Genomic DNA, 20,967 nt, shown 5'->3' on the forward strand with positions numbered 1-20,967 from the left:
ACCAAGAATGCATTATTGGGTTGTTCCAACAAAACCTACTAATGATTGAATCCACAGTGTTCCATCGGTTGACAATGTTACACTTGAAGATTCAGTTGCACTGTTGATTTTATAAGCAACGGGTCTTCCAAAAGTGGACTCACCGTCATAAAGCCAGGTCCAATCCTCAGTCACATAGCATGCGCCACCATAGTCATTATGCCCACCGATAAGCAGGATCTCATTTGCGGCGCTTGTGGTGTACGAAATCTCATTTTCTGAAGACAGTGTGCCGGTAACATCTATGGGGTTAGATGTATCTACGCCAGACAGCTCAAACACTTCGATGCTTCTATATCTGCCACTATTAGCCATTGTGACAGTATTTTCATTGGACGTTGACGCAACTGCATAATACCAGACACCATGGACTTGATTAGTAACAGATGTCCCTGAAATTGCGGTATAAGTATTGCCCTCTGTATCACTAATGCCTGTAACAGATCCGCTATAACAGGCTGCAAAAACTGCTACCACATTACCGGCAGTGAAAGTCATCGCAGGTGCGTCCAAAGATCCTTCAGCCGACGAAAAATCTGTTGTCCTGTTGTATTGCACGATCGATAGACTTGATGATGCACCTTGAGTAGAATTGTTGCTCACGCTTGCCCCGGTAAATGTAGCCAGGTCGTTACCATCGGCATCCTCGATGCCATCGCCGGGTTGGGTGTAATCCAGCCCGCTGGATACGGTATCACCACTTTGAACCGTGACATCTCCGGTGTAGACCAGCGTGCTTGTGCCGTCTCCGGAAGAATAAGTGAGCGTAATGGCGCCGGCATTGGTCATGGTGACCGAGAAGCCTCCGCTGCCGCCGCTTCCGATGGTAACCGCCTCGGAAAATACCAACGTCCACGTTGTGCCGTCAGACCCTATGGCAGCCGAAGACAGGTTGGGTGTGGCCGACCCATTGACGGTCACCGTCCACCCTTTGCCTTCCAAATTTGCCTGGGAAGTCAAACCCGCAGTTGAAGGAGAAGAAGAGGTTCCGCCGGACAGATCCACTTCGCCATTGCTGGCGCCATTGGCATCCAGCGTTGCCAGAATGTAATCGATGTTGGTCTGGGTAAGCGCGCACCCGCTGGCATCCAGTTCGGTCAATCCAGGGCAATTGTCGATGGTGATCGTTGTGCAATTCGGGTTATCATAGGCGTCGACATAGTGGGTGCCGCTGGGAAACGCGCCGGACAGATCGATGGTTGAAAAATCATTGTCGTAGAGCCATGCGGATGTAATCGAGGTCGATGTGATACTCAGGTCGCCCGTCAATCCATTGCCGGATATCCACATATCCTCCAAAACGGGGAACTGCTCCATGTCCGGCCATGTGGACGGATCAAGCGTGCCGTCGTTTTCACGAACACACATATGCCATAGATGCTGTCCAGTCGTTCCCCATCTGATTTCCGTCAGATCGCAGTAGGATCCGCGCACATCCTCCATCAGTGGTGAAGCCGAGAAATCGAGAAAACCGACCGGACTGTGTTCGAAACAGGCCCTTCGCAGGTTGGATGTTCCGTAAATATCCGCTGCCACAAGGTCGTCACAATCGTAAAATTCGAGCGTGTGCAGGGCGGTAAAATTTCGGACATCCAACGATGTGATGGGGCAGCCGCATGCAGCCAGATACACCAGGCTATCCTGTACCAAATCCAGGTTAGTGATCGCCGTAACCGGCTGTGAAGCCACCTGTTCAAATGTATTGCCCAATGCGTCGGTTGAGGCACCACCGTCAGCGCCCGCGTATCCGATATTGATACGATAAAGGTTTGCCCACGGTGTTACCTTGAGACGCTGCTGTCTGGTGGAAGCCGACCCGAAATCGACGGTCGGTGTGGTTGAATCGGACGTTGTACCATCGGAGAAAGTCCATTCAACGGTTGCCGCACCATTGAGTACAATGGTTGGTGCAAACGCAGAGCCAGTGGTCGTGAAAACGATTTCTCCGGGATAGATTCCCTGCTCATTAAGCGCTGCGATAATTTCCGTGTAATCCTGACTGCCCCCTTCACCTTCAAACTCCGAGGATGGAATCCGGATAATTCGCCATTGATTGCTGGTCGGGTTTTGGAGCGCTAAAATATGCTCGCTCCCGTCCGGCGATTCCACCAACGGGTAGGATATTGCCGAATCGGCGTGACAGATGGACGCGGCCGCGATGAGCATGGCCAGGATCAAACCGATAATGATGCTTAAACGTCTCATTTTCTCCTCACATGTTAGTCGGCCGGCAGCGAGATGATGTCGCTCGCATCGGTCTCGCCGTCCTGGTCAATGTCCCAGTCCACATGGGCACGCAGGAAATCATCCAGGCTGCTGATATCGGTCGGGTCGATATCCACCTTGTGGCGCCAGGTCACGGCCCACAGGGCCACGCCGATCCTGTCGATGTCCCGCGAGAAAAGATTGTCCGCCCGCACCTGGCTGGCGCCGTCGACACGCTCATCCAATCCCCATGTGGCCGTGGGAATGATGGCGGCCAGGCCGGTCACCAGATCCAGCGCCAGACTGTCGCGCGGCGCCTCCGCCTGGTCACCGCAGACCACGAACGCACCCCACATCACGTCGGCTTGGATGCCAATAGATGCCTGTTCAATGCCCGTTATCCCCAGGCAGGCCACGCGCACCGACGGGCTGCGTGCCGCGATGGCCTTGATCTCCGCGAGCGTGAACCGCCCGCCATGGCTCTTGACTTCGCGCAGGGAGGAAATCCCGGTGCCGATACCGGAAACAATCGCATCGCGTAAATCGGCCAGGATCATTTCAGCACCTCCAATAGAAAATCTTCGATCACGTCTTCCAGCTCGGCCTGGTTGTCCTCGGACAGGCCCAGATACGGCCGGGCCGGAATATTCTGGTTGAAGGCATACGCCTTTACATTGGCCCATACCGGAAAAGGCAGATCCCGTCCGAATGCTTTGGTTATTCGCCGCTGGTGGGCCGGCACGTTCACCGGCTCGTCTCCGGATCCATCCTGGTGGATGCGCGCATAGATCAGGTTGCTGCCGATCTCCACCGCGTCGGCCGACACTTCGTGGGTCAGGCTGTCGATCAGATTGCCATCGCCTTCGAGCAGGCCATGGCCGCCATGCCGGGTGCCGGCGTATTGCTCGGACCACGCCTCCCATGGTGTTCCGTCCGGCGAGCGTTTCTCGTTGGCAAGGCGCTTGCGGGTCTGGGATTCTACAACAGCACCGATCGTTTGCATCAGGCCGCGCCGGTCCAGATCGGCAAGCCTGGCGATGCGCTGGTTCAGCCGGTTGATGGCGGAAAGGTCGTATTCCAGACGCACGCTCATCGCAGATCCCTCATGGAGTCGCGCGTAAACTTACGGTCGCCGGCGCTGAAACTGGCCCCGCTGCCGCCCATTGGCGCGCTCGGATCGTCGGGCAGCAACCGGATCTTGCCCTCCGCCACCCGCGTCAGGTAGGTTACCGCGTCCTGGTACCGTCGCCGGCGCTCATCCGTGACCACGGTCTCCACCGACCCCTTGTAAAGCGCGATGTCCACGGCCAGAAAAGTGAGAATTCTGGGCGGATCGGCCAGAGGCAGGTTGTAGCGCCCGGCCAGGTAGCCGTCGATCTCGTCGGATGCATCGGCCAGGGCAGCTGTTACCGCGTCCTCGTCAACGGCCCCGTCGTTGTCGCGGTCGAAGGCGATGGTCAGCTGCTCCTCACCGTAGCGGTCGATGATGTCCTGCTGGGTGGCGTAGGCCATGGGTTACTCCGATTTCTCCTTTTTTTCCTTAATGGCGTCGAGAATGGCCTTGAGCTCGGCCTTTTTCGCCCCGGCCGGGTAGTCGACCTTCATCTCGTCGAGAAGGTCCTTGATGTCCTGGACGGTCATTTCCTGCTCCTGGACGATTTCCACCGCCAGCAAGGGCTCGGCCTGGAGTTTTTTAATTTGTTCATCGCTGAAGGTGCCGTCCGGATGTTCCGTGGCCTCCTTGGGATGCGCCATCCCGCAGCGCCTGAAGCCGTCCTGCATTGCCGTGATTCTGATCATCATGGTCTCCTGTCGGGTTTATTATGGGACGACCGGCCGGCCGCCCCTACATGCGATAATGATTGATCATCCCTGTCCGGTTGAACCGTAACTCATCTGCCACAGCCCATACCCGCCGTTCCCGGAAGACTCCGCACCGAACTTGTACTCACCGCGATCGAACACATTGTCGCTGTCCATGTTCGTCTGCTGCACGAACACAGGCGCCTTACGCCGTTGGAAAATGTATGGCTTTATGGGGCGGTTGGTAACGTGAAGGAACCATGCGGTGGTGCTGGTCAGCCATGGATTGACCAGCAGCTTGGCCGTGCCCTTGTACGGGTTGGGTGTATCGTCGGCCAGCTTGTCGTTTTCCATCAGCATGCGGCCCGTGGTCGCCAGGGCCGGGGGCACTTCGAGCGTGTCGGGGAGCAATCCCAATGGCCGGCCCTCGTCGTCTTTGAAGGACATGATTGCCAGGTGGGCCGCACCGTAGCCGTCCGCCGCGGCAGCCTGGGTGGCGTTTGAAAGCACGGCCGTGCCCCTGTTGGAAACGCTCTGCTCCACGCCGTCAGCACCCTTGACCGGGTGGTCCGTGTCGTAGAAATACTGCCCGTCATAGCACAGACTGTTGAAAGCGTTGTTCTTCAGCGCGGCCACCAGCTCGTCAGGCCACTGCTTGGCTGAAAATCCGGCATCTTGAGCCATCGGCGCATAGATTCCAAGATTGTCAGTCTCGATATCGACCCGCCGCACGCCAACGGTCGCTTCCCATTCCTTGTTGACGATGGTGTATCCCTGGGCCGCCAGCGCCTTGACCACCTTGTCGCCGATCCACTCCCGCATCTTGGGAAAGCGGTCCAGCCAGGCGTAGTCGTTTTGCACGCCGGTCGACGGAACCAACATCGCGGTCTGCGCCCAATTGGACGGGGCGCCGTCAAATGCCTTGTTGAAAGTGGTTTTCAAGTTAATAAACACCTGTGACAGATTTTCTCTATTGACCAGCATGTTTTATCTCCTTTTATCCATGATACTTCGAGTTGATGCGCCGTTGACGGCTATCGGATTTCGACCCACACGCCGTCGGTGTCCACGCCCATGCACACACCGGCCACGATGCTGTTGGTCGTGGCGGATGCCACGGTCTCGCTATCCTCCACGTAGACATTGGATCCTACTTGAGCCTGGGTTACAGCGGAGGTGGACGAGTTTTTGAATTTGAACACCTTTTTCCGGCGCACGCGGATAATCTTGTCCCCATCGGCGCCGGACGTATTGTCCACGGTTTCGTCGGCCACGCCGGCCACGACGATGGACGCCGTATCCGACGCCATGACCGCATACCCGTCAGCATTGAGCGCCGCCATATTGCCGGCTTCGATTTCAGTCGCCGCCGCCAGTTTAAACGGCAGCAGCTGCCCGTCCTTGAAGTGTGTATTTCTCTCGGCCATGATTTCTCTCCTTGATTATTTTTGGTGCAACTATTTTCCGTAATTGGCGATATCCTCGGCGCTGTTGCCGAACATCTCCGCGATCATCTTTTGCTCGGTGTTCAGGGCCTTTCCATCGTCCGCCGGGGGCCGCTTTCCGTCCAACCCGGACGGGTCGCCGATCACCGGTGCGGATTCCAGGAACTTCTTGAACTCGACAAGCCCGTTCTCCTGCCGGCACATGGCCGTGTAGTAGTCCCTTGTGGCCGGGGTGATCTTGCCCGCCTTGAGCGCCGCGTCGACCGTTTCGGTGATCTCGCTTTCGAGAACTTCCTTTTCCTTGTCCGCCAGCGTTTTCTCCGCATTGGTGGCACGGGCCAGCGCAGCGTCGTAGTCTGCGCGCGGGACAAATTTGGCCAGGTCAGGCGTTTCGGCACGGTTGGTGGCGACTTCAAGATCGCTTTGCAGCTTTGATACGGCATTGAGCGCCTGATCTTCGGTGGCGTCCTCGGAAAGCCCCAGGGCCTTTAAAAGTCTCTTCCACATGGTGTTTTCCTCCTGTGTTTGCTGATGGTTTAACGCCTTCAGGCGCAAATTGGGTTTGTTGGTCAACGCGACACTGGACAGCTTGCGGATGCGAAGTGTGTCCTTCTCGTATGCGAACGCCGGGCTGTAGTATCGGTACCGGCGGTTGGCAATGTGATCACGGCCTTCGCCGTTCCATGAGACATGCCCCCAGACGGCGCCGTCACGCATTTCCAGTTTGTCGATCCATCCAACGGCTGGGGCTTCTTCTCCGATGGGCGCCTTGATCTCCGTGGCGTGCTCAATGTCGAAAACGATATCTCTCCCATCTGCGTTGAAGGCGGTCAGGATCGATTCAGGGACGTCGTTCAACCACTGGCGGCCGTCGCGACCTCTCACCAGTCTGTCGGCAGGGATCAGCTCAAGCCATTCCGGAGGATCGCCGTCCGGGAGCTGGAAATTCAGCGCCACATGCTCGCACGCGTCAGAAATGCTTTCAGCGTTCAGCGCCATACTCATAAACCGTATTAAAACCATCTTTAAATTCCTCCACATTTAACGCTCGAGCCTTGGTGCGACCCGTTAGGCGTAAAATTCGAGATCGTTCAATTTTAGGCTTCTCAGGCGCTCGCCCGGTTTTGATAGAAATCAATGTCTCTCTTCGCCACGGCGACGACTTCCCTGGGCATGCCGGCCAGCTTTCCAGCCAGCACTTCTTCAAGGTTTTGCTGCCTGGCCTTGCCGGGGTTGGTGTCCCATCCCGGATCGATGCCTTCGGGCACCATTTCGGTGACGCCGGTGCGCTTGTTTTTCCAGGCCACGTGGTGGATTGCTGGGGCCGTGGTCTTCACCGGGGTGGTCTTCTCTTCCCGGTGTCCGGTGGGCAGCCCGGTATCCGAATCGATGACCTGGGCACGGCCTGGCGCTGGCGTGCCGTTTTTAACCAGCCGGTCATACTCCCGTTGGGTGACCTGTCGCACCCGGCACTTGCAGCCCCAGCCGTTGGGCGGCATGTGGGTGTCCCACCATGGATCGTCGACGGGCAACAGGGTGCCGTGCCAGGCCTCATGCTCGGCGCGGTGCTCGCGGCTGGGGCCGAGTTCGTAGATCAGGTACGGCAGGGCCTTTTTGGTGCGCTGGGCGCGCTGCCACTGGCCGGCCGCGCGGGCCGTGCGCATGTTGGCCCGGTAGATGGTTTTCAGCCGCCGGGGGCTGCCCAGTTGCACGCCTTTGACTTCTCCGGTGAGCGGATCCTCCATGATGGCTTTGCCCCACCAGCCCATGCGCTGCAGCTCCGGCGTCAGCTCCCTGGCGAATTGGCGGTAGGTCCGCCCCTCGGCCAGGGCCTTGTCCAGGGCCTCGCGAATACTGTCCAACACGTCAAGCTGGGTGGCCTTGGCCACGGTAAAGGCGTGTGCGTGTTCCTCGCGCCAGATGTCGCGCCAGTCGAATTCTGGTTTTGAAACCTTGGCCTTGAAATACTGCAGGGCGTCGGATGGTATAGGTCCGGGGCCTTTAATCAACATTCTCGGCCCCCTTCAGGCGTGCGCGGAACAGGGCCTCGGCCAGGCTGTCGACCAGCGATTCCGGATTCTGATTCTCAAAGATGCCGGCCAGGCGGGCCTGGAAATCGGCCGCGTCCGCCGATGCCTCCAGGGCCTCGCGGATTGGATCCACCAGGGGCCGCATGACAGGCTGCCATTCGTCCAGGGCCTCCTCGGCGTACCGGTCGATATCATCCTCACGGTTCAATGCAGCCCGTAGAGGCGACCGGCCGGCCACCTTCAATGCGTGATTTATTGCCTCTTCAACCTGTGTTGACACACCCGGAGCGGTGAGGATCTCGGCATCATCGTCCGGATCAGGCAGGCCCAGCTTGTCGCGGATCACGCTTTGTTCCACACGCAGGCCCAGGGGCACCAGCTTGGCCAGGGAGTCGGACAGGGCAACGACGTCTTCCTTCTCGGCCATGCGCAGCTGGACTTCCGGATAGTTTTCCTGGGGGCCGAAGTTGAGATCGATAAACGGTTTGACCAGGTCGCGGCCCAGGGTCGCTTCCAACTGCTCGGCGTCGTCGTCGCGGATGTCCTCGCGGACTTCCTTCTGGGCCTCCTCGTTGCCGAGTTTCCCGGGCGTGCCCTGGGTGGTGGCCGTCTGCCCCAGGATGCCGCGCGACACCTGGGCGTCCAGGTAATCAGCCAGCAGCTGAAAAAAGTCGGTGCTGCCGGCCTTGGCCGCCTCCACCAGCTCCACTTCCATGGAGGCTGGGAAAATGGCAGCGGCATCGCTGCCCAGGTTGGCCACTGCCATGCGCAGCACGGCCTTATCGTCCTCGCTGGCGCCGGCCTGGTATTTTCCTAACCGCAAAGGCATGCCGAACACCTCGGCGAAGGCCAGCCAGTCCTTGATCGTGTATCCCTTGCACATCCAGGCCCAGGCCGCGATGCGGGCGATGCCGCCCCGGATGGGGATGCCGCTCTTGATGCGCGGGAGATGGCGGATAAACTTGTAGGCCGCCAGGTCGATGCCTTCGGCCATGTTTTCCTCGTCGCGCAGGCGGATCTTGGACAATGACACGTGGTCGAAGAGGAAAAAATGAGGATCGCGCCATTCGTATCCGGCCGGTGTCCAGCGCTTGCTGCTGCGGTCCCACATGATCTCGCAGACGGAAAAACCCTTGCCCAGGGCGTCCAGCATGTCCTTGAGCAGGTTGCGGAACCCCGGTTTTCTCACGATGTCTCGCACCGCGTCGGCCATCTCCACGTCTTTGGATGCGTCGCTGTAGGATTCTACCGTGATCGGCAGCCGGGACACGGCCAGTTTGCGCTTGGACAGCTCACAGGCGTAGTGCAGATCCCGCTCTTCCATTTCCTCGGCCAGGGTCAGGTAAGTGTCGTGATCGCCGTCGGCTGCGTCGCGTAGCACTGCCGCCAGGCGCATGGGCGTCAGGCCGCCAGCCACGGTTTCGTTCCAGATCGTGCGCACGCCGGTCAATGTCGGCGCCGCGTGCTCGCGGGTCAGGTCCTGCGTTTTGATCGGCCGGCCGTACGCGTCGTAGAGAGGCATCACCACAATCCTTTCCCCATGCCGAGCCCGGCCGTGGCCCGCACCGGACGGTCATTGTGGTTTCTGAGATGTCGGCCGACGGGTTCGTAGGCGTATTCAACAGCCGGGACGGCAGAGGCGTTGACAGCGAGAAAGCAGGCCCATGTCCGATCGGCATGGCCGGCGCTGTCCGACTCGGCCACAAAACGTGGTGTGCCGGTCGGCCCGGTCACCCGCTGAAGCTTGTGCAGGTCGGCGCGCAGGGCCACATCGCCCATGGGAATGCGTATCCGGCGGTCTTCGAATGTTTCCTTGCCGCGCGTTGCCAAAGTGATCTTGTTAGCGACGGTGAAGAGAACGCCCTCCACCCGGTACTCGCCGTGTTTACGCTGGGCGTCCTCAACCGGTTTTTCACCCATGCCAGTCTGGTCCATGCAGCAGCGCACCACGCGGTAGCGAAGGAACACATCGTCCAGCAGCATCTCCTGCTCGGCGAATTTGATCCGCCTGCGCGCGATGATCTCCCGCGTCCACAGCACGTCTCCGATCTGCTCCAGCACGACAATCACAAACAGGTCGTTGCGCGCCCCGATGTCCACGCCTACGTAAACAGGGCCGCCCTGGTAGGCGTCCGGATCGCCGGCCTGATCGTGCTCGCATGAGGAGATCAGTTCAAAGGACAGCCAGGCGCTGGCCTCATCGAGCCACTTCAGTTCGTATTCCTGTTCCCAGGCGTCATCGTCGGCAATCCCGATGCGCAGCTCCTCGATGTTGCGCGGCAGGCCGTCGGCCACGGCCTGATAGATATCGCAAGTTTGCCGGTACCAGATCTTGTCGTCACCGGTCATCAGGTCGTAGAATTTGTTGCCCTTGCCGTTGGGCGTGCTGACCACGCGCAGTTTCCAGCCGGCGGAGATCACGGGAAAAAGGGCCGTCCAGATCTTGCGGCTGTCCTGATGAAAGGCGAACTCGTCAAGGAACACGTTGGCGGAAAAGCCGCGCGCCGTGTCCGGGTTGGCCGGCAGGGCCGTGATCCGGCTGCCGTTGGGATACTCCACTTCCATGGCGCGGTAGGTGGCCTCGTTTGTGCGGTATTCCTGCTCGTAAGCCCTGACGATGCTGCCCAGGGCCTGGGCGTGGCGTTTGACGCCTTCCTCCATGGCCTCCTTGGCTTGGCGTTCCCCGCGCGAGAGGATCACCCAGCGCGTCCGGCCGGCGTCCAGGTCGGCCAGCTGGCAATCCTCGGCCACCTCGAACGTGGTGCCGAAGGTCTTTCCGGTCTGGCGCGCGAACATGCCGATCTTGAACCGGGCTTTCTCGCTGATCCAGCGGCGCTGGTATGGGTAGAACAAAGCGTCAGACACCGTACACCTCGCGGATCTTTTCCTTGAGCGCCTCGGCGGTCATGGGGCCGGATGCGGTGGCCTTTTCAACGACCTTCATGGTTTCTTGTTTCAACCGTTCGCGTTCAATTCGCCGGATTTCCTCCTCACGCTTCACATTCTCGCTGGCCGCCCGCTCCAACCGGTCGATGGCAATGGCCATGTCCTTGAGCATCTTGGGTTCCACCGGGGCCTCGCCCTCGGCCATGGCCACGGTGGCGTCAAAGGCGAGATTACGGACCATCTCATTGAGTAGTTTGCCCACCTCGCCCTGTGGTTCAGCGCCCAGGCGGCCGATCCACATTTTGGCCACCTCGCGGCTCTGGCGGATCTTTTCGCCCACCTTGTCCATTTTCAGCTTGTAGCGGTTGATTGCGCTGTAGCTGAGTTGTTCCTCGTGACCATCATCTTCCAGAATGGCGTTGATCTTCTCGCGCACCGCGATCTGGGTAAGGCGCGGATCCCGCAGCATCTCGTTGAGCTTTTCGCGGATATCGTCAGGAAGGCGGTCGATGCTCGATTGCTGGTCCCTGGGCATGGGCTATCCCTTCGGCCGGGGGCGCTTCACGCCGTCGACATGGGACCGGCCGCAGGCAACATCGGCCCCGCGCCCGGTCAGGTTGGCCACCAGGATCCCGGCCACTTCATTGATGCGCACCAGTCCCTGTTCCTCCAGCCAGCGCATTTCCGTGCGCACCCGGTCCCGGCTGACCGCATGGCCGAAATAGCCCAGCACGTCCTGGAGCATGGACTCGTTGAGGGAATCGCCGTCATCATCGATGCTGCGCAGGATCACCAGGCGCATGTCCTCGGTTTTAAGCTGGCTGAAACTCAACATGATTACGCCTTCCCCTGATTGATGAGATATTCGTTCATCAAATCAACGGCCCGGTTAATCCCCTTTAAACGGCCGTTGAATTCGGATAGAGAGCCATGCAGCTGGTCAATGCGGCTGGAGAGTTCTTTCATATCCCTGTGGCTTGGCATGAGATCCAGCTTGGTGCGCATGATACGGGCCTCTTTTTCGACATCGTCGATGCGCCGTTCCCGTGGCCCGCAGCGGGCATCGATCTTTTCGATGGTTGGGAGCATGGATGTCATGGTCGACTCCATTTCCGACTGGCGGGCCTCGATGCCGGAGAGGCGCTTTTCAGTAATCTTTTTGCGGTTGACCCACCAGACATAAGCGCCGATGGCTATTGTGCCGGCTGTCTGGACGACATCGAACCAAAAACGCCAGGCTGTGTAGTTGATATCAACACCCATCCTGTTCCGCCTTCTGTTGGCAAGAAATGCATCGCTGGCAACCCGGCACGGCTTTTCTCCTCTCCTCGGGAATGACTTTGTCACAATCGATACACGTCATCCGGCTATCCCCGCGTGGTGTTTTCGATCGCTGATGGGCCAGGGCATTGGCCAGCATGAAATCGGCCGCCGCCCGGCCGCGATCGCCATCGTCCATGCCATTAATTCAACATGCCGGTTCGAAGGAAGATGCCGATGAGCGACGTGATGCCGGTTTGGATCGCCTCTGCGGATGACATGTCACCGGTAAAGAATGCGCCGGCTGCTGCAACGCATCCGGCGATGCCGGTCCATACGGTTTTGGATTGGTACCAGTTTTTGCTACTTTGTTCGCTGTCCGCCATTTTCTGCTCCTTTACTTTGGTAAAGCATTGGTGGGGAAGGACATTAAAAATGCCCTCCCCACCGAACAAACTCGCCATAAGCACACCCCTATGCTTGGATAAGGGGTACCTCGACTGGCCGAAAAGTGTCCAAAAAAGGAGTTAAAAAAATGGGTTTACTGGTGGGGTTTAGGTGAGGAAAATATTGCGGATGGTTAGAACAGTGATTGTTGCTTGTCAATAATATCGACGCCGGTCTTGCTGGACTTTCCGCCACCGACGATGGTGCGGATCCAGACCACGGTAAGGCCATATTTCTTTGCCAGCTCCCTGTAATTGTGCCCATCGAATTCTGCGCGGATAGCACGGTCCCTGGCTGCACGGCTGATCTGGTCGGCCTTTGGGACGTATATGCCGTCCCCACCGCGCAGTTCCACCAGGTGTAGGGCCGCATCCATACCGATTGCCTCGGCAATGGTACGGAATTCTGGGGGGAGATCCTCTAATTGAATGTCGTTATAAATCATTCTGGCCTCATCATCCTTGCATTATATTAAAGACGACCTGTGAGCGTCCGTTTAAGCATCGTAGCTAAATAACCTATTGAGAATTTGTGATGGCACTGAATGACATTCCCTGCAAACTCGTATCCCGGAATTATCTGTAAATACGATAAGTAACCATATTTGGGGTCAAATCCGCCGTTTTTCTTGCACATTACTAATTGAGAATTCACAGCAGTTTATAGAATAGTGTATTGATTAATCGATAGAATTTGCTAATAATTTGGAAAATTCGAAGTTATTTCCATGTTTTCATAAAAATAATCGATTTTTTGATAATCGGTGCTCATCGTATTGCGGTGAGCAACAATGTGCGTTTCAAAGGTTTTCAATGATTAGAGAGGCAAAAGAATCTGACTGCATCAATTTGGTAGCACTATCTTTGGAGGTGTGGCTAACAACATATTCCATTGATGGCATTCGAACTGAAAATTCAAAATACGCTTTATCTACTTTCACAGAAGATTATTTCAAAGCTCTGTTAAATGATCCCAAATGTCCATTATTGGTTTCTATAGACGGGGTTTATCTTAGAGGTTTTGCTCTCTTAAATCTCGAATCTCAATTTGAGAAAGCTGAGAATGGTTTTGAAATTCAGAAACTTTATGTACATGGTCCTTTCCGAGGTCAAGGTATTGGGCAGAATTTACTGTCCGAAATAATAGCTCGATACGGAAATAAATTTTGGCTCTATACTTGGGTTCGAAATAAGTCTATAGCGTTTTATAAAAAATACGGCTTTGTAGACATTGGGCAATACGATTTTATTTTTGGTAATCATATTATTGAAAACCGTGTCTTGGCCTATGGCCGCACATAACAATCATTTCCACCAGAGCACAGGGGCCTTGGCATTTTTGAAGTACTTAATTTCATATAAGCTTTTTTCATCTCAAAAGCTTTTGATATTCATTGCCTGCGCCCTGGTGAAATGAGGCGTTACCATCACAAATTTTCAAAGAGCGATAAGGCCGGATCAATAACCGGCTTTTTTCATCTCAATAGGTTTCGAACTCCCCATGACTACCAAACAAACCAAGTGTAAAAAATTAGCAGACTGATCAATGGAACGATGATCCGCACCCGGTCCCAATCGCGAATTAGCGGAGCTATGAGTGATCTTAATATTTTCATGATGTGATCGTCGCCTCCATTGACGTGACAGCCCGCCGGGCCATAATATCGGCCAGATCGTCCACAGTGTGGCACCAATTGGCGCCATCCCAGCCGAAGCCATCGGTTTCCCTGGCCTCCGCGACAAGTTCCCTGGCGATGTCCCGCAGTTCGTTCTCAAGCGCTATCTTTTGCAGTTTGTTCATCGCTTTTTCCCCATGTTCTTTTCCCGGATCGCCTTCATCTCATCCATCGTCATCGCCGGTTCCAACTCCGCTTGGGCTGCCGGCCGGTCAACCATCACGGCTGCTCGAAATGATCCATCTCGCTCCACCTGATTGTGCCGCACCTCCCTGGCCCGGTCCGCCTCGTCTGCGAGATCATAGGCGATGGAAGTCAGGTATCCATGGGATTCAAGCGGCAACCGACGCGGCGGAGAATTGACCATCCGCTCCATAGATAGCCCCCAAAGATGAGCGTCGATGGGCCTGGATGGCTTTCCCTTCCATTGGATGTGCGTCTCGGCGACAAGCTGAGCCACCTCACCGGCCAGGCGCAGGGCTCTGTTCCATACAAGCCCCCTGTATCCTTTCGCCCCGTTATACTGCGACCTGAAAAGCGATAGATAGGGCAGGATGTTCCTCGATACGCTGGACGGCATTACGGCAACGGCCTTCAGGCATTGCCTGGCATCTGCATTACCGGTCCACGCCTCGGCGCTGGCCACGGCCCCACAAGATGGGCAGATCAACTTCATTCGCTTCCTTCCAGAAAATCGGTCCCAAACACAACCAGTGGTTTCACTTCTGCCTCCGTTCACCGGACAGGTCCCACCCCCCGCGCTGCGCCTGATACCGCAACGCCGTGATGATTTTATAGAGTTTGCCATCCGGCACCCACTCTATCCGGTCCGCCTTGCAGATGCGTTTGGCAAGCGCATGGGCGTATCCCCAGGGCTTGCCGCCAACAGTCAGTAGCGCCTCTATCTTCTTCAGTTGATCGGCCCGGCTGCCGCCCCGGTCCATATTCATCGGCCGGCCTGGATATTTGCTCCGGCGCCGGGCACTGAACCCGGCCTGGCCAAGGTGCGCCAGCACCTGTCGGCGGCCGGCGGCATTCAGATCAGCGGCGCTTTCCACCCCGGCCACCTGCATGAGCATTTCGCGGTATGTGGCATCATCCAGGCCAAGCTGTTTTTTTGCGATGTGTATCTTCGCCAGGTCCTTCTGGCGATTGGTTTTGACATTTTTCATGGTGTTAATTTCTCTTTGCGAGAAGTTTAATTATTCTATTCAGTTTTTCTGAAATGTCATAAAGCAAACCTAAAGCCGTAAATTCCATGCCTGGCCTTGATTCAATTCTACCGAGTCCATCGCCTAAAGCGTATGCTCCATCTTGTCTATTGACCTGTCTTTTGTCCTCTGTCCTTCCGAGTAGGAGGAACTCTGTTGAACATCCAAAAACTTCGCATATACGTTTGAGATTGTTTTTGTTCGGGAAATTACCAGCCTCAAATCGTTGGTATGTGCTGTATGCGACACCAATTGCCATTGCGGCTTCTTTTTGAGTTAAATGGTGCTCACATCGAAGTTTTTTTAATCGTTCTGCGAAGTGGATTTTGGCCAGATCCCGCTGGCGTTTGTCTTTCATGTCCTTACTGTTTCTGGCTGCTCGTCAGGCCCAGGCCGCCGCGCCCGGACGACGCCCCGCAGGGCGTTTCGCATCAACAGGCCGCGATATCCAATGGGATCGTCTCCCAGCGGCCATTCTCATCCTTGGTGGAGAAACGCAGGTACGCTCTCGACCCGACAACCACAATGCTGTCGTAGATGATATCCATGGCCTTGGCCCAGTCCTTGTCTTTGATATTCAATTTCTTCAGGCCCAGGACACGGTCCCGATCGATGTTGCCTTTTTTGTCGACCTTAAACGCATCCATGACCAATGCCTTTATCTTGTCATCAGAGCCTTTTGACCATTTGCGGATGCAGTCGTCGATGATCGATTTGGCCAGCGCCAGGCGCTCGTCGAACTCGATGAATTTGTTGATCCGCACCTCCATGCGAATGCTGTTCGAGAAGTTGGAAAGCATCTTATTGCCTTCCTTGGTGCGCGCCTCGACATCATAGTGCGTCTCAAGGTCACTGAGATATTTTTCCACGTCGTCCAACACTTTCCGGCGAAACACCGACAAGCGCTTGTTCAGATCCATCGCGGTTTTGTGCAGCCGCTCCACAAGGGCATCCCGTTTTTTATCCACCGGGCTGACATATTTCGGAGGCACTGGCTGCCCGGCGGCGTCTATCCATCGTCCGTCATCATCCTTGATCGCCATGGGTACCTCCCTGGATTGCCAGATCATGCCGCAGCCCCATGTCATCCACATGCCGGCGTAAACCGATAACGCCGAAAATGGCCTTCTCTCTGCGTTTTCGGCTGTCGTCATCACTCACTTTAACCTCCACGATATCGGAGAAGACATCGTTGATCAGTTCATGCAGTTTCTTCACTTGCTCCTGGTTTTCCATAATTATCTCTCCTTACATCGTTGACATTCGAGAAAAAGCTTCGCCCGCTGGGGGCTGGTCGCCCCGAACGCCTTGCGCCGTTCAGCGGCGCATCGCCGCAATGGGATTTCTCCCATCACCGGGCAATGAACTGTCCCGTCCCCATATGTCTCGGCCACCCGCTGCAGCATATTCTCCAGGCTGCTGCCATAGGTGCCTTTCAGGGCCTGATTGATGGCCGATGGCGAGTAGCACAGTTTTCTGGCCACCGCCGCCTGGCCGTGCCTTTCAACAGCCTTTAAGAGCAGTTCCATGTTATCGTTCATCGTTTTTCTCCGGCTCGCAAGGTTCGCCCAGCACACGGCCGCAGCGCTCGCACTTCATCGGATATTCACGGCCGATATTCTTGACTAATCTCCAACAATGGTAGGATCCGGTCTGGCCGGAGACATTGGGTTGATGCATGGCTACGTAACCGTGCTCTACCAATCGATGGATGAACTTTCGGACGTTACTAGACGACGCCCCGGATGTACGGCACAGATCCGGTATGGTAAACCGGCCCATGATGCGCATGCTTTGCCATACCTTCATGCGGACAGCTGTCCTTCTGGGTCTGCTATCAGTCATGCCTTTGATGCCGGGCATCAGCGTTTTCTCCCAAAAGTCGGTTGATCGAAGAATAGGGGACGGTCACCCCAAACGTCCAACGACATGGATTCTAATTTATTGAACTTTGCCAACCGTTCGATGCGCGATAGGCCAGTGGTCATGCGTCCGATATTGGCTCTCGATGCCTCGTGCAACCGGTTGAGAAGGTCGTCTTCCACCGCCACTTCGCAGATCGTGTCGGCCAGGGTGCGGGCGTCTTTCAAGGATATTCCCCGAAACTCGACCCATTGGGTGATGCGCCGACCGAATCGGCCTTCAGCCTGGACTTTGCGGGCCATCTCCTCCATGCCGATCAAAATAACGGGTGAACCGGTGTTGTCGTATATGTCGCGCATTTCATCCAACATATTCGTCTGGCGGAGCAAGTAGTCCGCCTCGTCAATGAAGATCGGTCGCGGATGCTCCATAAGGCATTTTACAGCTGTATCGTGCATTGGGGTTCGGAATCGTCCACGGGGTTGCCCAAGTTCGATCATCAGGGCGCCCAGCATACTGGTAAGTGTCCAGCAGACGTTGGCCCGTAGGAAAATGCCGTCCAGGGTGTTGGTGGCATAGGCGACCGTGGTGCTCTTGCCCTCGCCGGGCTGGCCCCACAAAAGCCCCATCCCCTCTACCGTAAAAGAACGGTCGTTCAGTTCACGAACTGCGGCCAGAAAGCGCCGCACGTTCGTGGTCATTGCCATTTCGTGCTTCATTTGCTATCCTCCTGTCATTGTGTAGGGTCGATTTTTTCGACCGTTCCCATCAGGCCGGTGTTGGCGCACCGGCCGCCTCTTTTTCAGCCCCAAAATACTTTTCCGTCAGACCGTTCTCGGCGGCCATTCGTTTGGCCGAGGCGAACAGCGTCTCGGCATTGTAAATCTGGCGCCGGGCATCAACATTGAGCCCGCGTCGTTTGACAGCCGATTTACAGGTTTTCATCTTCTTGACGGTCTTTTCATACTGGTCCGCAAAACCTGCCGCCTTTTTCAGTCGTGCTTCGATGATTGCCCCGGCGATCAGATCCTGGCGAACCGGCACCCCGGCCGCTTCCACAATCGCCACCAGGGCATCTTTGGGCAGATCCTTGATCTGCAGTTTTCTTTTCTCTACCATCGCGCCTTGTCCTCTCTGATATCGATGTGCGTCCAGTTCGGATCCCTCTTTTAAAATCCCAACGTTTCCTTCTTTCCCGTTTCCATGTAGATCTCGTACCGTTTCATCCACGCCAGGTCCGCGTCGTCCAGGTCGCGGCCGGCGGCCAATTCATTGATTAGGTATTCGTATTTCTCGAATGGCATCATGTTCTCCAGTGCCCGCGTTTTCTTCTCGGCAAGTTCGATCACCGCGCTGGCCTGGCGTTCTTCATGCTCGCTGATGCCGATGGGTGTCGGGCCTAACTCACGCTGGCGAACATCCTCCACGGCCCGCGCCGCCTGGTCGAGCATGGGCGTGGTATAGGGTTCGGACGCCTTCGGCATTTCCCTGATGTTGGCGATCTGGGCCTCGCGGTAGCCCAAAATCTCTTCAAAGATGAATTTGGTCTTGGCCTCGCGCGCGACCTTTTTGGCTTCGGCGGCCATTTCATTGATCACCCGTTTCTGCACTGCCTTGGCCTTGGCCGAAATCTCGGACCGGTCATGGCCCGAGCGGGCCGGGTTGACTGCCCGGCAGATAAAGGCCCCGTCCTGGGCGAACACATAGATGGTGCCGTAGTCTGTTCGGTCCATCAGCACCCGCACGGTCTCGTCTTCATGACCGGCCAGTTCTGGCGCGATGAAATAGGCGTTCTCGACTTTGATTCCTTTCTTACCCACAACCCGCATGCCGTTTTGATCCGGTGCGGGACAAAGCAGGATATCCAGCGCCCGTTCATTGGTGATGTAGCGCACCGGGCCGGTCCACTCGCGGGCCACCTGGGCCGGCGTTTTCCCTTTCAGGCCGCTGTGAGGATTGTGATGGTAGATCGCATCGACCCAGCGGTCGCAGATAGACTGGAATTCTTCGGAGGAGAGTTTGATTTCCACCGGGTCCGCGTCACGGTTCATCAACCGGCTGGCGAACGTCCGGCGGGCCTCGATGGCCTTGCGGTCCGCCACGCTATGCCCGATGTAGCCGGGCAGCAGTTCGACAATGGAGTGCAGATAGGTTTGAAAAAACCGTTCTATATGAGGCTTTTGCTCGGGGTGGAACGGATCGCAAAGGATCTGCTTGATTTCAAGATCCTCAAACACTCTGACCATATGCTTGGAAACGTAGTCCTGCCCATTGTCCGTCTTGGCGTTTTCCTCGACCCCCCAGTGGAGCATGGCCCGCCGGTTTAAAGCGGCGATCGATTCGGCTTTTGAAGTCGGCGATACAAGAAGCTTGGCCCGCCGCGAGTACACGTCGATCACCCCGATCAGCGTATGCCGGCCATCGGTAAGCATCACGTCGCCCGGCGTCGAGTCGAACTCCCATAGCTGGTTCAGTCGCACAACCGTTTCGGATGCATCGCCAAAGGCGAACATATTGCGGTTCTTCCATTCGTCCGGGTTGGTCAGGAAGAGAAGCAGCGATTTGTTTTGCTCTTTCCATCGCACCACGAACCGCCGCAGCGCCGAATTGCTGGGGATGTTTTGGCCGTCGAAACGCGCCTTGATGGCCTGGCGCAGATCAGGAATGGAAACGTGTGGGTGATCGGTCAGCATGGCCTGGATAAATTGCTGCATGTGTTCCGGCACCGATGTGGCCTGCTTGCTGACATACTGCCCGGCCAGACCGGCGCGGCCCTGCTCCTGATATGCCTTTTCCCACCGGCAGATTGTCGACCATGACAGAACCATCTTGCCCTTGCGGCGCGGGATGGCCCTCATTACATCATCCGGCAGGCTGACTGTTCCGGCCTTGAGTTCCTTTATATATAGGAGGGTGCCTTTCTTTTTTTGCAGTTTGGTGGCGGTCAGAAAGGCGTCCCTTGACTGCAATACTGCGTGTCTGGCATCGGCTTCAGCTTTTTTTTCCGGCGGTAGCGCGTTATATGCGGCCAATCCGGCCTCGCGCGCCGCCATGTGCTCGGCATTCACTCTCACACCGCAGGAGAATCCGGCGGCCGAACTTTCCGACGCGCGGTTATATATCTTGGCCCGCACGTCGTCCGGCAGCGATGATTCCGGGAACAGGTAGCGGTACCCGCCGCGGACCCTCTGGCGGACCATCGGCCAGGATTCTCTTTTGGCCCGCATGCCGATCATCCGAGATGACAGCCCGACATATTCGGCGATTGATTCTTTGGTCAAACACTGCTCCATGAATATTCCCCGGTCGCCTTTATCATCTTCACAGCGGGTGCTGTATCGCCTGCAGAAGTGCATGAACAAACCGCGCCGCCTCGTTGGGATCGGTTTCCTTCCAGTCCTTCAGGCGTTCATCATTGATGGCGTCCATCATGGCGTTGAAGGCCTGGCGGAAAGCGTTGCTCATCTTCACGGCCGGGCTTGATGTTTCTGTCTTGGCCTTTTTAATCGTATTCTTCACGATCTCGCCGTGGATCCGCCGCGCGGTCTGTTTGATGTGGGCCGCCGTGATACGGCCGTCGGCGGTTTCAACTGCCTCGCGCCAGATCTGGATTTGTTTGTCTTCGGGGTATTTGGCCAGGGCTCTGGCTTGACGTTCGTTTTGAGGGAGTACCATTTTTGATTGTCCACCATGGTAGACAACTTCATTTCGTCTACAATTTGTGGATAACTCTTCTTCAAGAGGCAATAAACGATCTACGATATTAGCGGCATCAATCATTTGATAAGCGCGTGCCCTGGCCATATCCCAGAGATCCTTCACATAATCAGCGAAATTGGAATGCGTTTCACGATAAAGCAATGACTCGCTAATCTCGCGCAGCGCACTCCCAACCTCATAAAACGCCTTGAAATTCCTGGTGACGACATCTTCCAGCTCCGCCAGGCGCTTCTTTTCCCTTACCGACATCGGCGGCATGCCGGGAAATGTCTCATTCATGGGGATGATGTCCGCGCCGCCTTCATCATCAACGATTTCAGGCTCGAGAGCTGGCTGCGGCGTGGTACGTCGTATTAAAGGGTTGGTCCGTTTTGACATGGTTC

Annotated in this window: 30 protein-coding genes and 1 other RNA gene; 1 reads left to right on the forward strand and 30 read right to left on the reverse strand. The window is 56.4% G+C overall.

Annotated features, from left to right (window positions below):
- Nucleotides 1-12: 12 nt before the first annotated feature.
- The 17 genes from Dvar_RS34560 to Dvar_RS34640 all read right to left on the reverse strand — a co-directional run bounded on the left by Dvar_RS34560 (nt 13) and on the right by Dvar_RS34640 (nt 12,560).
- Entirely contained in the window at nt 13-2,244 is a 2,232-nt protein-coding gene (locus Dvar_RS34560; RefSeq protein WP_419657686.1) for a hypothetical protein, read from the reverse strand.
- Nucleotides 2,245-2,258: 14 nt separating this feature from the next.
- Entirely contained in the window at nt 2,259-2,801 is a 543-nt protein-coding gene (locus Dvar_RS34565; RefSeq protein ID WP_419657687.1) for a hypothetical protein, read from the reverse strand.
- The gene (locus Dvar_RS34570; RefSeq protein ID WP_419657688.1) at nt 2,798-3,337 is read right to left on the reverse strand and encodes a phage virion morphogenesis protein; all 540 of its coding nucleotides are present in this window, start codon (nt 3,335-3,337) and stop codon (nt 2,798-2,800) included. The genes Dvar_RS34565 and Dvar_RS34570 overlap by 4 nt, the downstream gene beginning before the upstream one ends.
- A complete protein-coding gene (locus tag Dvar_RS34575) occupies nt 3,334-3,756 on the reverse strand; it encodes a gp436 family protein (protein ID WP_419657689.1) in 423 nt (140 codons plus the stop codon). The genes Dvar_RS34570 and Dvar_RS34575 overlap by 4 nt, the downstream gene beginning before the upstream one ends.
- A gap of 3 nt (nt 3,757-3,759) precedes the next feature.
- Nucleotides 3,760-4,047 carry an HI1506-related protein gene (locus tag Dvar_RS34580; RefSeq protein ID WP_419657691.1) on the reverse strand — a complete coding sequence of 96 codons (288 nt, stop codon included), beginning with the start codon at nt 4,045-4,047 and terminating at the stop codon, nt 3,760-3,762.
- Between the two features lie 63 nt (nt 4,048-4,110).
- Complete coding sequence (locus tag Dvar_RS34585) at nt 4,111-5,031, reverse strand: Mu-like prophage major head subunit gpT family protein (protein ID WP_419657693.1); 921 nt, start codon at nt 5,029-5,031, stop codon at nt 4,111-4,113.
- A gap of 50 nt (nt 5,032-5,081) precedes the next feature.
- Nucleotides 5,082-5,474, reverse strand: coding sequence for a hypothetical protein (locus Dvar_RS34590; RefSeq protein ID WP_419657695.1), 393 nt, complete (start codon nt 5,472-5,474; stop codon nt 5,082-5,084).
- A gap of 30 nt (nt 5,475-5,504) precedes the next feature.
- Nucleotides 5,505-6,515 (reverse strand): phage protease, encoded by a 1,011-nt coding sequence (locus Dvar_RS34595; protein WP_419657696.1) that lies wholly within the window; start codon nt 6,513-6,515, stop codon nt 5,505-5,507.
- Nucleotides 6,516-6,598: 83 nt separating this feature from the next.
- Nucleotides 6,599-7,504 carry a phage minor head protein gene (locus tag Dvar_RS34600; protein WP_419657698.1) on the reverse strand — a complete coding sequence of 302 codons (906 nt, stop codon included), beginning with the start codon at nt 7,502-7,504 and terminating at the stop codon, nt 6,599-6,601.
- Nucleotides 7,494-8,963: a DUF935 domain-containing protein gene (locus Dvar_RS34605; RefSeq protein WP_419657699.1), complete on the reverse strand. Its 1,470-nt coding sequence runs from the start codon at nt 8,961-8,963 to the stop codon at nt 7,494-7,496. The genes Dvar_RS34600 and Dvar_RS34605 overlap by 11 nt, the downstream gene beginning before the upstream one ends.
- 80 nt (nt 8,964-9,043) lie before the next feature.
- A complete protein-coding gene (locus Dvar_RS34610; RefSeq protein WP_419657700.1) occupies nt 9,044-10,387 on the reverse strand; it encodes a terminase large subunit domain-containing protein in 1,344 nt (447 codons plus the stop codon).
- Nucleotides 10,380-10,943, reverse strand: a complete 564-nt coding sequence (locus Dvar_RS34615) for a DUF3486 family protein (protein ID WP_419657701.1) — start codon at nt 10,941-10,943, stop codon at nt 10,380-10,382. The genes Dvar_RS34610 and Dvar_RS34615 overlap by 8 nt, the downstream gene beginning before the upstream one ends.
- A gap of 3 nt (nt 10,944-10,946) precedes the next feature.
- On the reverse strand, nt 10,947-11,243 hold the full coding sequence (locus tag Dvar_RS34620; protein ID WP_419657702.1) for a hypothetical protein: 297 nt from the start codon (nt 11,241-11,243) through the stop codon (nt 10,947-10,949).
- 2 nt (nt 11,244-11,245) lie between these two features.
- Entirely contained in the window at nt 11,246-11,671 is a 426-nt protein-coding gene (locus Dvar_RS34625) for a DUF2730 family protein (RefSeq protein ID WP_419657704.1), read from the reverse strand.
- Nucleotides 11,661-11,867 carry a TraR/DksA C4-type zinc finger protein gene (locus Dvar_RS34630; RefSeq protein WP_419657706.1) on the reverse strand — a complete coding sequence of 69 codons (207 nt, stop codon included), beginning with the start codon at nt 11,865-11,867 and terminating at the stop codon, nt 11,661-11,663. Before Dvar_RS34630 ends, Dvar_RS34625 begins: the two co-directional genes overlap by 11 nt.
- Nucleotides 11,868-11,871: 4 nt before the next feature.
- Complete coding sequence (locus tag Dvar_RS34635) at nt 11,872-12,132, reverse strand: hypothetical protein (RefSeq protein ID WP_419657708.1); 261 nt, start codon at nt 12,130-12,132, stop codon at nt 11,872-11,874.
- Nucleotides 12,133-12,248: 116 nt separating this feature from the next.
- The gene (locus Dvar_RS34640; protein WP_419657709.1) at nt 12,249-12,560 is read right to left on the reverse strand and encodes a Mor transcription activator family protein; all 312 of its coding nucleotides are present in this window, start codon (nt 12,558-12,560) and stop codon (nt 12,249-12,251) included.
- Nucleotides 12,561-12,927: 367 nt separating this feature from the next.
- On the opposite strand from Dvar_RS34640, the gene Dvar_RS34645 reads away from it, so the two are divergent.
- The gene (locus Dvar_RS34645) at nt 12,928-13,416 is read left to right on the forward strand and encodes an N-acetyltransferase family protein (RefSeq protein WP_419657711.1); all 489 of its coding nucleotides are present in this window, start codon (nt 12,928-12,930) and stop codon (nt 13,414-13,416) included.
- A gap of 310 nt (nt 13,417-13,726) precedes the next feature.
- Here Dvar_RS34645 and Dvar_RS34650 read toward each other — a convergent pair whose 3' ends face one another.
- From Dvar_RS34650 to Dvar_RS34710, 13 genes are all read right to left on the reverse strand, one after another.
- Complete coding sequence (locus Dvar_RS34650; protein WP_419657713.1) at nt 13,727-13,915, reverse strand: hypothetical protein; 189 nt, start codon at nt 13,913-13,915, stop codon at nt 13,727-13,729.
- Nucleotides 13,912-14,466 (reverse strand): hypothetical protein, encoded by a 555-nt coding sequence (locus Dvar_RS34655; protein ID WP_419657715.1) that lies wholly within the window; start codon nt 14,464-14,466, stop codon nt 13,912-13,914. Before Dvar_RS34655 ends, Dvar_RS34650 begins: the two co-directional genes overlap by 4 nt.
- A 43-nt stretch (nt 14,467-14,509) precedes the next feature.
- Nucleotides 14,510-14,962 carry a gp16 family protein gene (locus Dvar_RS34660; protein WP_419657716.1) on the reverse strand — a complete coding sequence of 151 codons (453 nt, stop codon included), beginning with the start codon at nt 14,960-14,962 and terminating at the stop codon, nt 14,510-14,512.
- Between the two features lie 4 nt (nt 14,963-14,966).
- Complete coding sequence (locus Dvar_RS34665; protein ID WP_419657718.1) at nt 14,967-15,359, reverse strand: helix-turn-helix domain-containing protein; 393 nt, start codon at nt 15,357-15,359, stop codon at nt 14,967-14,969.
- 11 nt (nt 15,360-15,370) lie between these two features.
- An RNA gene (locus tag Dvar_RS34670) (hammerhead ribozyme type II) lies at nt 15,371-15,433 on the reverse strand.
- The gene (locus tag Dvar_RS34675; RefSeq protein WP_419657720.1) at nt 15,433-16,044 is read right to left on the reverse strand and encodes a DUF3164 family protein; all 612 of its coding nucleotides are present in this window, start codon (nt 16,042-16,044) and stop codon (nt 15,433-15,435) included. Before Dvar_RS34675 ends, Dvar_RS34670 begins: the two co-directional genes overlap by 1 nt.
- Nucleotides 16,028-16,237, reverse strand: coding sequence for a hypothetical protein (locus Dvar_RS34680; RefSeq protein WP_419657722.1), 210 nt, complete (start codon nt 16,235-16,237; stop codon nt 16,028-16,030). Before Dvar_RS34680 ends, Dvar_RS34675 begins: the two co-directional genes overlap by 17 nt.
- Before the next feature lie 2 nt (nt 16,238-16,239).
- Nucleotides 16,240-16,542 (reverse strand): helix-turn-helix domain-containing protein, encoded by a 303-nt coding sequence (locus Dvar_RS34685; RefSeq protein ID WP_419657724.1) that lies wholly within the window; start codon nt 16,540-16,542, stop codon nt 16,240-16,242.
- Nucleotides 16,532-16,864 carry a hypothetical protein gene (locus Dvar_RS34690; RefSeq protein ID WP_419657725.1) on the reverse strand — a complete coding sequence of 111 codons (333 nt, stop codon included), beginning with the start codon at nt 16,862-16,864 and terminating at the stop codon, nt 16,532-16,534. The genes Dvar_RS34685 and Dvar_RS34690 overlap by 11 nt, the downstream gene beginning before the upstream one ends.
- The gene (locus Dvar_RS34695) at nt 16,864-17,583 is read right to left on the reverse strand and encodes an AAA family ATPase (RefSeq protein WP_419657727.1); all 720 of its coding nucleotides are present in this window, start codon (nt 17,581-17,583) and stop codon (nt 16,864-16,866) included. The genes Dvar_RS34690 and Dvar_RS34695 overlap by 1 nt, the downstream gene beginning before the upstream one ends.
- 49 nt (nt 17,584-17,632) lie before the next feature.
- Complete coding sequence (locus tag Dvar_RS34700) at nt 17,633-17,983, reverse strand: hypothetical protein (RefSeq protein ID WP_419657729.1); 351 nt, start codon at nt 17,981-17,983, stop codon at nt 17,633-17,635.
- Between the two features lie 50 nt (nt 17,984-18,033).
- Nucleotides 18,034-20,145 (reverse strand): Mu transposase C-terminal domain-containing protein, encoded by a 2,112-nt coding sequence (locus Dvar_RS34705; protein ID WP_419657730.1) that lies wholly within the window; start codon nt 20,143-20,145, stop codon nt 18,034-18,036.
- 40 nt (nt 20,146-20,185) lie between these two features.
- The gene (locus Dvar_RS34710; protein WP_419657732.1) at nt 20,186-20,962 is read right to left on the reverse strand and encodes a hypothetical protein; all 777 of its coding nucleotides are present in this window, start codon (nt 20,960-20,962) and stop codon (nt 20,186-20,188) included.
- Between the last annotated feature and the right edge of the window lie 5 nt (nt 20,963-20,967).

The organism is Desulfosarcina variabilis str. Montpellier, assembly GCF_048565275.1.
Lineage (GTDB): Bacteria > Desulfobacterota > Desulfobacteria > Desulfobacterales > Desulfosarcinaceae > Desulfosarcina > Desulfosarcina variabilis.

Coding starts and splice junctions, on each gene's coding strand:
- Dvar_RS34560 (WP_419657686.1), bottom strand. CDS start 2,244: ATGAGACGTTTAAGCATCATTATCGGTTTGATCCTGGCCATGCTCATC.
- Dvar_RS34565 (WP_419657687.1), bottom strand. CDS start 2,801: ATGATCCTGGCCGATTTACGCGATGCGATTGTTTCCGGTATCGGCACC.
- Dvar_RS34570 (WP_419657688.1), bottom strand. CDS start 3,337: ATGAGCGTGCGTCTGGAATACGACCTTTCCGCCATCAACCGGCTGAAC.
- Dvar_RS34575 (WP_419657689.1), bottom strand. CDS start 3,756: ATGGCCTACGCCACCCAGCAGGACATCATCGACCGCTACGGTGAGGAG.
- Dvar_RS34580 (WP_419657691.1), bottom strand. CDS start 4,047: ATGATGATCAGAATCACGGCAATGCAGGACGGCTTCAGGCGCTGCGGG.
- Dvar_RS34585 (WP_419657693.1), bottom strand. CDS start 5,031: ATGCTGGTCAATAGAGAAAATCTGTCACAGGTGTTTATTAACTTGAAA.
- Dvar_RS34590 (WP_419657695.1), bottom strand. CDS start 5,474: ATGGCCGAGAGAAATACACACTTCAAGGACGGGCAGCTGCTGCCGTTT.
- Dvar_RS34595 (WP_419657696.1), bottom strand. CDS start 6,515: ATGGTTTTAATACGGTTTATGAGTATGGCGCTGAACGCTGAAAGCATT.
- Dvar_RS34600 (WP_419657698.1), bottom strand. CDS start 7,504: ATGTTGATTAAAGGCCCCGGACCTATACCATCCGACGCCCTGCAGTAT.
- Dvar_RS34615 (WP_419657701.1), bottom strand. CDS start 10,943: ATGCCCAGGGACCAGCAATCGAGCATCGACCGCCTTCCTGACGATATC.
- Dvar_RS34620 (WP_419657702.1), bottom strand. CDS start 11,243: ATGTTGAGTTTCAGCCAGCTTAAAACCGAGGACATGCGCCTGGTGATC.
- Dvar_RS34625 (WP_419657704.1), bottom strand. CDS start 11,671: ATGGGTGTTGATATCAACTACACAGCCTGGCGTTTTTGGTTCGATGTC.
- Dvar_RS34630 (WP_419657706.1), bottom strand. CDS start 11,867: ATGGACGATGGCGATCGCGGCCGGGCGGCGGCCGATTTCATGCTGGCC.
- Dvar_RS34635 (WP_419657708.1), bottom strand. CDS start 12,132: ATGGCGAGTTTGTTCGGTGGGGAGGGCATTTTTAATGTCCTTCCCCAC.
- Dvar_RS34640 (WP_419657709.1), bottom strand. CDS start 12,560: ATGATTTATAACGACATTCAATTAGAGGATCTCCCCCCAGAATTCCGT.
- Dvar_RS34645 (WP_419657711.1), top strand. CDS start 12,928: ATGATTAGAGAGGCAAAAGAATCTGACTGCATCAATTTGGTAGCACTA.
- Dvar_RS34650 (WP_419657713.1), bottom strand. CDS start 13,915: ATGAACAAACTGCAAAAGATAGCGCTTGAGAACGAACTGCGGGACATC.
- Dvar_RS34655 (WP_419657715.1), bottom strand. CDS start 14,466: ATGAAGTTGATCTGCCCATCTTGTGGGGCCGTGGCCAGCGCCGAGGCG.
- Dvar_RS34660 (WP_419657716.1), bottom strand. CDS start 14,962: ATGAAAAATGTCAAAACCAATCGCCAGAAGGACCTGGCGAAGATACAC.
- Dvar_RS34665 (WP_419657718.1), bottom strand. CDS start 15,359: ATGAAAGACAAACGCCAGCGGGATCTGGCCAAAATCCACTTCGCAGAA.
- Dvar_RS34675 (WP_419657720.1), bottom strand. CDS start 16,044: ATGGCGATCAAGGATGATGACGGACGATGGATAGACGCCGCCGGGCAG.
- Dvar_RS34680 (WP_419657722.1), bottom strand. CDS start 16,237: ATGGAAAACCAGGAGCAAGTGAAGAAACTGCATGAACTGATCAACGAT.
- Dvar_RS34685 (WP_419657724.1), bottom strand. CDS start 16,542: ATGAACGATAACATGGAACTGCTCTTAAAGGCTGTTGAAAGGCACGGC.
- Dvar_RS34690 (WP_419657725.1), bottom strand. CDS start 16,864: ATGCCCGGCATCAAAGGCATGACTGATAGCAGACCCAGAAGGACAGCT.
- Dvar_RS34695 (WP_419657727.1), bottom strand. CDS start 17,583: ATGAAGCACGAAATGGCAATGACCACGAACGTGCGGCGCTTTCTGGCC.
- Dvar_RS34700 (WP_419657729.1), bottom strand. CDS start 17,983: ATGGTAGAGAAAAGAAAACTGCAGATCAAGGATCTGCCCAAAGATGCC.
- Dvar_RS34710 (WP_419657732.1), bottom strand. CDS start 20,962: ATGTCAAAACGGACCAACCCTTTAATACGACGTACCACGCCGCAGCCA.